This is a genomic window from Parolsenella catena (assembly GCF_003966955.1).
In the GTDB taxonomy this organism is placed as follows: Bacteria; Actinomycetota; Coriobacteriia; order Coriobacteriales; family Atopobiaceae; genus Parolsenella; species Parolsenella catena.
The window spans coordinates 1,029,803-1,041,496 of record NZ_AP019367.1 but is presented as its reverse complement, the minus strand read 5'-3'; the positions used below and the strand labels follow the sequence as shown (position 1 = coordinate 1,041,496).

The 11,694-nt window shown below is 67.2% G+C and carries 11 protein-coding genes; all 11 read left to right on the top strand.

Annotation, left to right across the window (positions count from 1 at the left end; genetic code table 11):
- Positions 1 to 4 precede the first annotated feature (4 nt).
- The 11 genes from Pcatena_RS04805 to Pcatena_RS04755 all read left to right on the top strand — a co-directional run bounded on the left by Pcatena_RS04805 (position 5) and on the right by Pcatena_RS04755 (position 11,646).
- On the top strand, positions 5 to 1,237 hold the full coding sequence (locus Pcatena_RS04805) for a deoxyguanosinetriphosphate triphosphohydrolase family protein (RefSeq protein WP_126422127.1): 1,233 nt from the start codon (positions 5 to 7) through the stop codon (positions 1,235 to 1,237).
- Between the two features lie 125 nt (positions 1,238 to 1,362).
- On the top strand, positions 1,363 to 2,736 hold the full coding sequence (locus tag Pcatena_RS04800; RefSeq protein ID WP_126422125.1) for a replication-associated recombination protein A: 1,374 nt from the start codon (positions 1,363 to 1,365) through the stop codon (positions 2,734 to 2,736).
- A gap of 138 nt (positions 2,737 to 2,874) precedes the next feature.
- A complete protein-coding gene (locus Pcatena_RS04795; RefSeq protein WP_126422123.1) occupies positions 2,875 to 3,477 on the top strand; it encodes a DUF948 domain-containing protein in 603 nt (200 codons plus the stop codon).
- Positions 3,478 to 3,487: 10 nt separating this feature from the next.
- The gene (locus Pcatena_RS04790) at positions 3,488 to 3,856 is read left to right on the top strand and encodes an ATP-binding protein (RefSeq protein WP_126422121.1); all 369 of its coding nucleotides are present in this window, start codon (positions 3,488 to 3,490) and stop codon (positions 3,854 to 3,856) included.
- On the top strand, positions 3,849 to 4,706 hold the full coding sequence (locus tag Pcatena_RS04785; RefSeq protein ID WP_126422119.1) for a SigB/SigF/SigG family RNA polymerase sigma factor: 858 nt from the start codon (positions 3,849 to 3,851) through the stop codon (positions 4,704 to 4,706). Before Pcatena_RS04790 ends, Pcatena_RS04785 begins: the two co-directional genes overlap by 8 nt.
- Positions 4,703 to 6,043, top strand: coding sequence for an AI-2E family transporter (locus Pcatena_RS04780; RefSeq protein ID WP_126422117.1), 1,341 nt, complete (start codon positions 4,703 to 4,705; stop codon positions 6,041 to 6,043). Before Pcatena_RS04785 ends, Pcatena_RS04780 begins: the two co-directional genes overlap by 4 nt.
- Positions 6,044 to 6,227: 184 nt before the next feature.
- A complete protein-coding gene (alaS, locus tag Pcatena_RS04775) occupies positions 6,228 to 8,888 on the top strand; it encodes an alanine--tRNA ligase (protein WP_232619828.1) in 2,661 nt (886 codons plus the stop codon).
- A 10-nt stretch (positions 8,889 to 8,898) separates the two neighbouring features.
- Positions 8,899 to 9,324, top strand: coding sequence for a Holliday junction resolvase RuvX (gene ruvX / locus Pcatena_RS04770; RefSeq protein ID WP_126422115.1), 426 nt, complete (start codon positions 8,899 to 8,901; stop codon positions 9,322 to 9,324).
- 58 nt (positions 9,325 to 9,382) lie between these two features.
- On the top strand, positions 9,383 to 10,705 hold the full coding sequence (gene mltG, locus Pcatena_RS04765; RefSeq protein WP_126422113.1) for an endolytic transglycosylase MltG: 1,323 nt from the start codon (positions 9,383 to 9,385) through the stop codon (positions 10,703 to 10,705).
- Positions 10,706 to 11,191: a YqeG family HAD IIIA-type phosphatase gene (locus Pcatena_RS04760; protein ID WP_126422111.1), complete on the top strand. Its 486-nt coding sequence runs from the start codon at positions 10,706 to 10,708 to the stop codon at positions 11,189 to 11,191. It abuts the gene before it with no gap.
- A complete protein-coding gene (locus Pcatena_RS04755; protein ID WP_172596376.1) occupies positions 11,188 to 11,646 on the top strand; it encodes a prepilin peptidase in 459 nt (152 codons plus the stop codon). The genes Pcatena_RS04760 and Pcatena_RS04755 overlap by 4 nt, the downstream gene beginning before the upstream one ends.
- The last annotated feature ends 48 nt before the right edge of the window (positions 11,647 to 11,694 follow it).

Sequence of the window (11,694 nt, the reverse complement as noted above, 5' to 3'; positions counted from 1 at the left end):
CGCCATGTCTTCCTTCGTGAACCTCTGCGCCCCCGAGCTTGGATGCGGCCTTTCGCCCGACGTGGCCCAGGCCGTTCTCGCCCAGCGGCGCTCCGGCGCTCTCAGCGAGCATGCCACGCCCAACGCGGCGGTCATCCGACGCCTTGACGTTGAGCGCGATCGTGGCACGGCCGAGCGCCCCGCCTTCGTGCGTGACGCCGAGAAGATCATCCATCTGCCGGCCTACAACCGCCTCGCGGGCAAGACGCAGGTCTTCTCGCTGCGCGCGAACGACGACATCACGCGCCGTGGCCTGCACGTGCAGCTCGTGAGCCGCGTGGCGCGAGACATCGGCCTGTCGCTGGGGCTTAACCTGGACCTCATCGAGGCCATTGCGCTGGGCCACGACATTGGCCACACGCCGTTTGGCCACGCCGGCGAGCGGTTCTTGAACGACGCCTTCCACGAGCGCACCGGGCGGTGGTTCTTCCACAACGTGCAGAGCGTTCGCGTGCTCGACGTCCTGTACGGCCGCAACCTCACGCTGCAGACGCTCGACGGCGTGATCTGCCACAACGGCGAGTGCGAGCGCCAGGTGTTCGAGACGAGCGGCCTCGCGAGCTTCTCGGAGTTCGACAAGATCGTGGACGGATGCTGGGCCACGGGGGAGGGCGCCATCGGCCACCTGCGTCCCATGACGCTCGAGGGCTGCGTGGTGCGCATCTCGGACATCATCGCCTACGTGGGCAAGGACCGGCAGGACGCCATCGCCTCGGGCGTGGTGGGCGAGGACGCGTTCGATGACGGGCTGGGCAGCGCGTACAACACGTGGGCGCTCGGCGCGTTCATCGGCGACGTGGTGCAGCACAGCTTCGGGCGCAACCGCATCGAGATGAGCGAGGCCGCGTTTGCCGAGCTTGCCCGTGCCAAGCGTGAGAACTACGAGAAGATCTACAACGCCAGCGAGTTGTCGGGCGAGCTGTCGGGCGCGTTTGCCGAGCTGTTTGCGCGCGTCTACGAGCGCATGCTGGCAGACCTCAAGGCCGGCGACGAGAGCAGCCCGGTGTTTCGCCACCACATCGTGGACGTGGAGCGCCAGCTTGCGCATTACGGCCGCGTCTATGACTGGGAGGGCGACCTGGACCTCACGGTGGTGGACTACATCTCCTCGATGACGGACGACTACTTCGTGGCGCTGTGCGAGTCACTGTTCCCCGAGAGCGCCGGCGTGTTCTGCCGCCGAGGCTACTTCTGCTAGCCGCTGACGCTTGGGGACGGGGTCAAACCGTCACCTGGCGACTACGGTGATAACGGTGACAGATGTGGACGGGGCCAAACTGTCACCGCTGCACCTGTGGCGTTGCGTGTCGTACAATCGTTCCCATGGATAACCTGTTTTCAGAAGTCGAGCGCTACAAGCGCAACATGAACGCGCCGCTGGCCGTGCGCATGCGCCCGCAGACCCTCCCCGAGTACGTGGGCCAGGCGCAGGCCGTTGGCCCGGACTCTTGGCTGCGGCGCGCCATCGAGCACGACGTGCTCTCGAGCGTGATCCTCTACGGGCCGGCCGGCACGGGCAAGACCACGCTCGCGCGCATCATCGCCAACACCACGCACGCCGAGTTCACCGAGGTCTCGGCCGTCACGGGCACCGTCAAGGACCTGCGCCGAGAGATTGACGCCGCAGAGAGCCGTCTCATGGCCCGCGGCATGCGCACGATCCTGTTCGTGGACGAGATTCACCGATTCAGCCGCTCGCAGCAAGACGCGCTGCTTCACGCCGTGGAGGATCGCATCGTCATCCTCATCGGCGCCACGACGGAGAATCCCTACTTCGAGGTCAACTCGGCGCTCATCTCGCGCAGCCGCGTCGTGGAGCTGCAGCCGTTGGGAGATGGCGACATCGCCACGCTCGTGCGCCGTGCCTGCGACTCGCCGCACGGCCTGGGCGGCGCGTTCGCCCTCGCCGACGATGCCTGCGACGAGATCGTGCAGCTTGCCGGCGGAGACGCCCGCTCGGCGCTCACGAGCCTCGAGCTCGCGAGCCAGATGGCGCTGCCGGCCGGTGCCAAGGTGGGCCTGGACGGCTCGGTGACGCTCGCGGACGGCTCCACGCTCGGCGACGGCACGGACGCTCCGCTGCCTATCACGCGCGAGAACGTGCTGGAGGCAAACCCCCGCCGCGGGCTTCCGTACGACAAGTCCGGCGACATGCACTACGACATCATCTCGGCTTTCATCAAGTCCATGCGCGGCAGCGACCCAGACGCCGTGCTCTACTGGCTCGCGCGCATGATCGACGCGGGCGAGGACCCCAAGTTCATCGCCCGGCGCATCATGATCCACGCGAGCGAGGACGTGGGCAACGCGGACCCGCAGGCGCTGCTCATCGCGCACGCCGCGTTCAAGTCAGCCGAGGTCATCGGCTATCCGGAGTGCCGCATCAACCTGGCGCAGGCAGCGCTGTACGTATGCCTGGCTCCCAAGAGCAACGCCGCCGAGGCCGGCATCGACGCCGCGCTGGACGAGGTGCGCCACGGGCCGCGCCGAGACGTCCCCAACCACCTGAGGGACCGCCATCGTCCCGGCTCGGACGCCTATGGCCCCTACCTCTACCCGCATGACTTCCCCGAGGGCTGGGTGGATCAGCAGTACCTGCCCGACGGCCTGGAGCGCGGGGCGTTCTTCCACCCGAGCGGGCGGGGCTGGGAGGCCTGGCGCCTGGACTCCACGCGCCGTGACCGCCCGCAGTCCTAGCGGCGACACCTGGGGACGAGTCCAATCTGTCACGGTGACGGCTCGACCCCGTCCCCATCCGTCACCGATGGGTAGAATGACTCGCAGAAGAAGCGCGCCTGCACGCGGCGGGCGCCACGAACAGTTGGAGGAATCCCGATGGAGCCAATGACGATTGCCCTCATCGTCCTGGTCATTGCCGGCATCTGGGCCGTGGTCGAGCTTGCCCTCACCATCCGCCAGGCGCGCAAGAGCGTCTCGGAGCTCGCAGACTCCGTGAACGACACGATCGGCGAGGTGCGTCCCGCCATCGCCAAGCTCGATGGTGCCATCGACGAGCTGCAGCCCGCCGTGAAGCAGATCGAGCCCATCCTCGAGAAGGCCTCCACCACCGTGGATCTCATCAACGTGGACCTCGTGCGCGTCGAGGGCATCCTCTCGGACGTCAACACCGTGACCGGTACGGGCGCCCGCGTGACCGACGCCGTCTCCGGTGCCGTGGAGCACGCGGCGAGCGGTGTGGCAGGCGTGGCGGCAAAGGTGGCCGGAAGGGTCACGGGCAAGCAGCCATCCAAGCTCTCCGGCCATGATGACCCGGCAAGCCTCGAGGCCCCCAAGGACGCGGACGCTCCTGCCGCCGAGGTGGCGCAGGTAAACGTCGAGCAGGTCTGTGGCGACACGGGTTACTTCACCTATCCCGCTGCTGCGCAGAAGCCCGAGGACGCTGCCGTCGAGCAGTCCGCCGCCTCCGAGAACGAGTAGGGGGCGCACGATGAGCCAGAACGTATCCATTACCGTTCCCGCAGATCCCGAGTACGCGCGCCCCGTCCGTATGCTCGCCGCAAACCTCGCCGTGCTCGCGGGCCTTTCCGTGGAGGACGTGGAGGACGCCCGCATGGTGGCCGAGGAGGGCTTCGTGTGGTGCTGCGCCACCGAGCCGGACGCGGTTGCCATCGAGTTCAAGGTGGGCGAGGGCAATGTGGCCATCTCGTACGCCTTTGGCCCCTCCGAGCTTGCCGAGGACGACCAGACCTCGACCTATGCCGAGCTCATCCTCTCCGCCGTGTGCGACGAGTGCTCCTATGACGAGGCCACGCGCACGCTGCGGCTCACGAAGAGTGCGGACGTTGCCGATGCCTAACGAATCGACAGAGCTCACCGCCGAGCAGCGCGCCGAGGCGAGACGTGCCGCGGCGGCCGCCACGCGAGACCTCCCGGGCACGCCCAAGGGCAAGCTCGCCTGGGACAAGGCCCGCACGCGCGAGCTCTTCCGCCTCTACAAGCAGGAGGGCGACGAGGACGCGCGTGGCGAGCTCGTGATGAGCCACCTCAACCTCGTGCGCTTCCTCGCGAGCAAGTTCAAGAACCGCGGCGAGCCGCTCGACGACCTCATCCAGGTGGGCACGATCGGCCTCATCAAGGCCATCGACCGCTTTGACCCCGACCGCGGCCTTGAGTTCACCACCTACGCCACGCCCACGGTCCTGGGCGAGATAAAGCGCCACTTCCGCGACAAGGGCTGGAGCGTCCGCGTGCCGCGTCGTTTGCAGGAGCTGTCCGCCAAGGTCAACCAGGCTACCGACGGGCTCACCAAGGAGCTCCAGCGTACGCCCTCCACTGAGGAGGTCGCCGCCAAGCTCGGGGTCTCCGTGGACGAGGTGCTCGAGGCCATGGAGTCTTCGAGCGCCTACACCTCCGTGCCGCTCGAGGGCGGTGGCTCGGACGAGGACGAGACGCCCGCCGTCATCGACCACTACGCGAGCGTGGACGAGGACCTCACCTCGGCCGACGACCGCATGGTCATCGAGGACACCATCCGCGACTTCTCGCCCCGCGAGCAGGAGGTCATCCGGATGCGCTTCAACGACGGCCTCACGCAGATAGAGATCGCCAAGCGCCTGGGCATCTCCCAGGTGCAGGTGAGCCGCCTTCTGCGTCGCACGCTCAAGAAGCTGCAGGAAAAGGTTGACCCCGAGGGGCTCATGAAGTGACGACCGGCCGCAAGACACCCGTCGAGAGGAAGGCGGCCTACGAGTCCGCCCGTCTCGTGGGCGCCCGCGCCTGGGCGTTCGTGGGATGTGCGCTCGCGTTCGTGATCGCGCTCGTTGCGCTGGGCTCGGTGGAGTCCGCCGTGCAGTGCGTGCTCGTGGGCGCCGTCGTGGGATTCATCTGCAGCTCCATGACCAACTGGCTCGAGCGCCACGGCGTGGGGCGAGCGCTTGGCGCGCTCATCGCGCTCGTGGTGGTCATCGCCGTGTTCGTGGGCCTCATGCTGTGGCTGCTGCCGCTGTTCGTGAGCCAGCTCATGCAGCTGCTCGAGCGCCTGCCGGGGCTTCTCGCCCAGGCGCAGGGCGCCGTGCAGTCGCTGTTCGCCGCGTTTGGATCCGAGAGGACGGCAGAGATCTCGCGCAGCGTGCAGGGCCTGGTGGGCACGCTCTCAGATGTGGGTACTACGCTTACGCGCCAGCTCGCGAGCTGGCTGTCCACGGCGCTCGTGCCCAACGTCATGGCGCTCGCCAACGACTTCGTGATGTTCTTCCTGGGCCTTGTCATGGCCTACTGGTTTGCCAAGGACTATCCGGCGATCATGCGAGAGCTGGGCGTCATCGCAGGGCCGCGCCACGACGATGACCTTGCGCTGCTCGTGGCCGTTCTCGGCCGCTCGGTGGGCGGCTACATGAGAAGCATCGTGATCACGAGCGTGCTCAACGGCGTGCTGGCGTTCGCGGGCTTTGCGCTGTGCGGCCATCCCTATGCCGGCCTTATGGGCATCATCGTGGGGCTGCTGCACTTTGTGCCGGTTGTGGGGCCCGCGGTGTCCGCGCTCACGGCCACGCTCGCGGCGCTGTTCGCTGGGCCTGCCGTGGCGCTATGGACGATGGCGGTTGCCGTGGTGGCGCAAAACGTGGTCGACAACCTTGTGAGCCCGCTCGTGATGCAGAGCGCCGTTAAGATCCATCCGGCCATGAGCCTCGTGGGCATAACCATGGGCGCGAGCCTTGGCGGTGCGCTTGGCATGGCACTTGCTGTGCCGCTCACGGCGGCCGTCAAGGGCGCGTTCGTCTACTACTTCGAGAGCAAGACGGGCAGACAGCTCGTGAGCTTTGACGGGGCGTTCTTCAAGGGCACGCCCTACCACCACGCTGACGGCTCGCCCGTGCCCTCCTTCGACGCGCTTGATGACGACACGTTCCTCGCGGACTCGCGCCTGGTTGAGGCCGATGGCATTGCCGACGCCCAAGCCGAGGAGAGCCCCGAGCATGAGGCAACCCTTGCCGACAAGATCCGCGAGACGCTCGTTGGCGGCGACGGTCCCAAGGCGTCGTAGGGGCTGCGTTATCGATTGCTGGATACGTTTGCTTACGGGGCCTAATAAGTCTGATGAGCTAAATATTCGTTTGAATCTTGCGCGGACGCGGTGCCGGGCACCCGCTCACGCCCGCATTCCTGCCGCTCGCGGTATACTTACGCAGTTGAATGCACGTTGACCAACCCGAACGTAGGGGAGACATATGAGCACCGCTGACTTTCCGACCATGACCACCGCCGAGATTCGCTCGACGTTCCTCAACTTCTTTGAGGAGCGTGGCCTCAAGCTCTACCCGAGCTCCTCGCTCGTGCCGGAGGACCCCTCGCTGCTTCTTGCCAACGCCGGCATGAACCAGTTCAAGGAGTACTACCAGGGCAAGAAGACCATGAAGGAGATCGGCGCCTGCTCCTGCCAGAAGTGCGTGCGCACCAACGACATCGACTGCATCGGCGAGGACGGCCGTCACCTCTCGTTCTTCGAGATGCTCGGCGACTTCTCCTTCGGCGGCGTCTCCAAGCAGCAGGCCTGCGCCTGGGCCTTCGAGCTCATCACCGAGAAGTTCAAGCTTCCGCTTGACCGCCTCTACTTCACCGTCTTCACAGACGACGACGAGACCCACGATGTCTGGCGCTCGCTGGGCGTTCCCGAGGACCATATCTCGCGCCTCGGCGAGGACGACAACTTCTGGGCCGCCGGCCCCACCGGCCCCTGCGGCCCCTGCTCCGAGATCTACTTTGACCAGGGCGAGGACGTGGGCTGCGGCAAGCCGGACTGCAAGCCGGGCTGCGACTGCGACCGCTTCCTCGAGTTCTGGAATCTCGTGTTCACGCAGTATGACCGCCAGGAGGACGGCTCCATGCCGGAGCTGCCGCACCGCAACCTCGACACGGGCATGGGCCTGGAGCGCATGGCCGCCATCCTGCAGCACAAGAGCGCCAACTACGACGGCGACATCATGCAGGGCCTCATCAAGCTCGGCGAGCAGATCTCCGGCAAGAGCTACGACCCGGAGGCCTACTCCGGCCCGTCGCGCTCGCTGCGCATCATCGCCGACCACGCCCGCGCCGTTGACTTCATGATCTCTGACGGCATCCTTCCGGGCAACGAGGGCCGTGAGTACGTCCTGCGTCGTCTGCTGCGTCGCGCCGTGTTCCATGGCCGCCTGCTGGGCATCGAGGGCGCCTTCCTCACGAAGTTCATCGATGCCGTGAACGAGATCATGGGCGGGGCCTACCCTGAGCTGCTCAAGAACGTCGCGCTGGTCAAGGGCATCGTCTCGGCCGAGGAGGAGCGCTTCTCCACGACGCTCGATACCGGCCGCGCCTACCTCGACGAGGCGCTCGATGGCCTAGACGCCGGCACCACGCTGCCCGGCGACGTTGCCTTCAAGCTGCACGACACCTACGGCTTCCCCATCGACCTCACGGTCGAGATTGCCCAGGGTGCGGGCCACGACGTTGACATGGACGCCTTCGATGCCTGCATGGCAGAGCAGAAGAGCCGCGCCCGAGCCGCCGCCAACCGCGACGCCTGGGGTGACTTCAACAACGTCTGGACCGCCCTGTCCGACGAGCTGGCCCCCACCGAGTTCGATGGCTACGAGCACAACGAGCTCAAGGGCGCCAAGGTTGTTGCCATCGTGGCAGACGGCGAGCGCGTGAGCGAGGCCGCCGAGGGCTCCAAGGTCGAGGTTCTGCTCGACCGCACGCCGTTCTACGCCGAGATGGGCGGCCAGGTGGGCGACACCGGCACGCTCGTCTCCGAGGCTGCCAAGCTCGAGGTCACGGACACGAAGGGTCACAACGGCCTGTACGCGCACGTGGCAAAGGTCTTTGAGGGCACGCTCCACGAGGGTGACGTCGTGACCGCCTCGATCGACGCTCACCGCCGCGAGCTCATCCGTCGCAACCACACGGCCACGCACCTGCTCGACGCCGCGCTCAAGTCTGTGCTCGGCGAGCACGTCAACCAGGCGGGGTCTCTCGTGGACGACGGCCGCCTGCGCTTTGACTTCACGCACTTCGAGGCCCTCACGGCCGAGCAGCTGCACGAGGTCGAAGACCTCGTGAACGTCGAGATCTTCTCGGCCAAGCCGGTCGTCACGAAGGTCTGCGACATTGAGGAGGCCAAGGCCGCCGGTGCCGTTGCCCTGTTTGGCGAGAAGTACGGCGACGTGGTGCGCATGGTCTCCTGCGGCACCGAGGACGTGCCGTTCAGCCGCGAGCTTTGCGGCGGCACGCACGCCCGCAACACCTCCGAGCTCGGCCTGTTCAAGATTGTCTCCGAGTCCTCCACGGGCTCCAACGTCCGCCGCATCGAGGCCGTGACGAGCCTGGGCGCCCTTGCCTGGCTCGACGAGCGCAACGAAGCCCTCGACGCCGTGGCCGCCGAGCTCAAGTGCCGCCCCGAGGACGCCGCCGGCCGCATCGCCGACATCAAGGCGGGCGCCCGCGAGGCCGAGGCCAAGCTCAAGCAGGCCCTTCTCGGCGGTTCTTCCGACAAGATCCAGGCCGCCATGGGCGCCGCCATCGACTGCGGCTCCTACAAGGCCGTCATCGCCCGTATGGACGGCCTCGAGGCCGGCGAGCTGCGCGAGGCCTGGGACGCCATCCGCGACAAGGCCAACGGCGGCGACGTCGCGTGCTTCCTGGCCACGGCCACGCCCGAGGGCAAGGTGGCCCTCCTTGCCGCCGCCACCGACGGCGCCGTGAAGGCCGGCTTTGGCGCCGGCGACGTCATCCGCAAGGTTGCCGAGCACGTTGGCGGTCGTGGCGGCGGCCGTCCCAACATGGCTCAGGCCGGCGGCAAGGACGCCGCGGGCATCGAGGCCGCGCTCGCCGCCGCCCGCGAGATGCTGGCCTAAGGCGGCTCTCGTGAGGGCGCTTGCGCTAGACATTGGCGAGGTTCGCATCGGCATCGCCGCGAGCGACGCCTCCGGTCGCGTCGCCAGCCCCGTCAAGGTGCTTCCGGCGGCGGAGGTGCTGGGCCATGCCCGCACCTTCCGCCGCATCCTCGAGGACTACGAGCCAGACGTGCTCGTCTGCGGCCGTCCCCAGACCATGTCTGGCGAGGATGGCCCGCAGGCCGAGCGCATCATGGCTCAGGCCCGTCAGATCGCAGACGCGTGCGGCCTGCCCCTCGAGTTCGCAGACGAGCGGCTCTCCTCCTCCGAGGCCAAGCGCATATTGCGTGAGCAGGGCCTTCGCGAGAAGCAGATGCGTGGCAAGGTTGATATGATTGCAGCGTCGTTGTTCCTGCAAGCTTGGCTTGACTCGCATGGGCAGGACGACACGTTCTAGCGACTAGCAGACCGCCGCGGGTGCTTGCACGGGCCCACGTTTCGAGAAGGGCCCAACCATGACAGACTCGTCGCGCCGCCGCTCGCCCCGCTTCTCCACAGGCGGGGGAGCGGCGGGTTCGTCTCGCCCCTCTGCGAGCGGGAGGCGCTTCTCGGCGCCCTCTGGTGCCCGTGCGCATGCCGGCCGCTCGGGCCAGCCACGCGTTCGCCCGGCGGCCCACTCGCCAAGGCGCCCCGCCACCGCGCCTGTCCGCGGCTCCCGTGCGCGTCAGGCAGCTGGCATGCAGAGCCTGGCCGCGCCTCGCTCCCGTTCCCAGCGCGAGGCCGCGCGTCGCGGCGGCCACTCCAGAAAGGCTCCCGTCATCGCGGGCATAGCGGCGGCCGCGCTCGTGGTGGTCGTGGGCCTCGCCTTTGTCATCTCTCGCGTGTTCGGGGGAGGAGCGGGGCAGGACACGCTTCCCAACCAGGGCGAGCAGGTGGAGGTCGTCATCGACGACGGCTCCGGTGCCAACGCGGTTGCGGCCAAGCTCAAGGACGCCGGCGTCATCGCGAACACCGATGACTTCATCACGCAGGCGCGCAAGCAGAAGGCAGACTCGCAGCTCAAGAGCGGCGCCTACGTGTTCACGGTGGGCCAGGACATAGATTCCATCATCAGTCAGCTCATCAGTGGCCCCAACTCGACCTCGGGCCGCCTCACCGTTCCCGAGGGGCTCACGGTCCCCCAGACGGCCCGTCTCGTCTCCGAGGCGCTCTCAGTCTCCGGCGATGACTTCATCGCGCAGGCTAAGGCCTCCAACTACGTGGCGGACTATCCGTTCCTTGCCAATGCCGCCGACGACTCGCTCGAGGGCTTCCTGTGCCCCAAGACCTACGACTTCTCCGGACGCAGCGATGTCACTGCGGACGCGGTGATTCGCGCCATGCTCGATCAGTACAACGCGGACGTGGCGTCGCTGGACTTTGCGAGCGGCGAGGCCCTCATCGCAGACCGCTACGGCATCACGATGAGCGACTACGACGTCATCAAGCTTGCCTCCATCGTGGAGCGCGAGGCCGTGACTGACGGACAGCGCCCCAAGGTGGCCTCGGTGTTCTTCAACCGTCTCAAGGCCGGCATGGCGCTGCAGAGCGACGCCACGATGATGTACGTCACGGGCGGCGAGGTCACGGCCGACGACCTCAAGACCGAGAGCCCCTACAACACCTACCTCAACGCTGGCCTTACGCCTACGCCCATCTGCACGCCCTCCGTTGACTCCATCAAGGCGGTCCTCTCGCCAGACGATACGGATTACCTCTACTTCTACATCACCCAGACCGACGAGTGGTTCTCCTCGACCTACGACGAGCACCTCCAGGCCATTGAGGAGAACAGGTAGATGAGTCTTGTCAGGCCCTGGCGCCTCGAGCGCGCCATCACCGACGTCGACGTTGAGGAGCTTGTCTCTCTCGGCGTTCGCTGCGTGCTGTTCGACCGTGACAACACCGTGGTCCCCCGAGATACGGGCGAGGCACCCGCCGATGTCATGGAGTGGATCTCTCGCGTGCGTGCGGCGGGCATCGCGCTGTGCATGGTGTCGAACAACTTTCACACCCAGCAGGTCGAGGCGAGCGCGGCCGAGCTTGGGTGCGTCGTGGTGCACCATGCCATGAAGCCTGCGCCCTTTGCGGTGAGGCGAGCGCTTTCGCTCGTGGGCGTCGAGGCTCGCGAGGCCGTGCTCATTGGCGACCAGGTGTTCACCGATGTCATGGCCGGCAACCTTGCGGGCGTGCGCACGATCCTCGTTGAGCCCCAGAGCACGAGCGATTTGTGGTACACGCACATCTTCCGCGTGTTCGAGCGGGCGATAGGCGCGCGCAGGTGAGTCTCGTGTGGCTTGCGGCGGCGGTGCTGGTTGCCCTGAGCGCGTGGGCTGCCGTGGTTGATGCGCGGACCCGCAGGATTCCCAACGCGTGCTGCGCGGGCGTTGCGGCGTGCGGCGTGTGCCTGCAGCTTGCTCGTCTTGCCACGGGTGCGATTCCCCCGCTCGGCAAGCCGCTCATGGCCTTTGTTGCGGCATGTGCGGTTCTGCTCGCAGGCTTTGCCGCGGAGATGCTGTACCGGCGCGTGGCTGGTCGGGCCGGGCTTGGCCTAGGCGACGTCAAGCTCGCGGCCGCCTGGGCGGTTTCGCTCGGCTGGCTTGTGGTCCCGGCGTTTGCCGTGGCCTGTCTGTTTGGCGCCGTATGGGCTCTGGCGACGAGGCAGCGCACGTTTGCGCTTGGCCCGTGGCTTTCGGCTGCTTTTGCGGGTACCCTGCTCCTCACGTGCCTCGTTTCCTAGCGCCTGGCAGATATGGAGCAGCCTGGGTCGACTTGCTTTGGGACGGGC

Coding starts and splice junctions, on each gene's coding strand:
- Pcatena_RS04805 (WP_126422127.1), top strand. CDS start 5: ATGTCTTCCTTCGTGAACCTCTGCGCCCCCGAGCTTGGATGCGGCCTT.
- Pcatena_RS04800 (WP_126422125.1), top strand. CDS start 1,363: ATGGATAACCTGTTTTCAGAAGTCGAGCGCTACAAGCGCAACATGAAC.
- Pcatena_RS04795 (WP_126422123.1), top strand. CDS start 2,875: ATGGAGCCAATGACGATTGCCCTCATCGTCCTGGTCATTGCCGGCATC.
- Pcatena_RS04790 (WP_126422121.1), top strand. CDS start 3,488: ATGAGCCAGAACGTATCCATTACCGTTCCCGCAGATCCCGAGTACGCG.
- Pcatena_RS04785 (WP_126422119.1), top strand. CDS start 3,849: ATGCCTAACGAATCGACAGAGCTCACCGCCGAGCAGCGCGCCGAGGCG.
- alaS (WP_232619828.1), top strand. CDS start 6,228: ATGAGCACCGCTGACTTTCCGACCATGACCACCGCCGAGATTCGCTCG.
- mltG (WP_126422113.1), top strand. CDS start 9,383: ATGACAGACTCGTCGCGCCGCCGCTCGCCCCGCTTCTCCACAGGCGGG.
- Pcatena_RS04760 (WP_126422111.1), top strand. CDS start 10,706: ATGAGTCTTGTCAGGCCCTGGCGCCTCGAGCGCGCCATCACCGACGTC.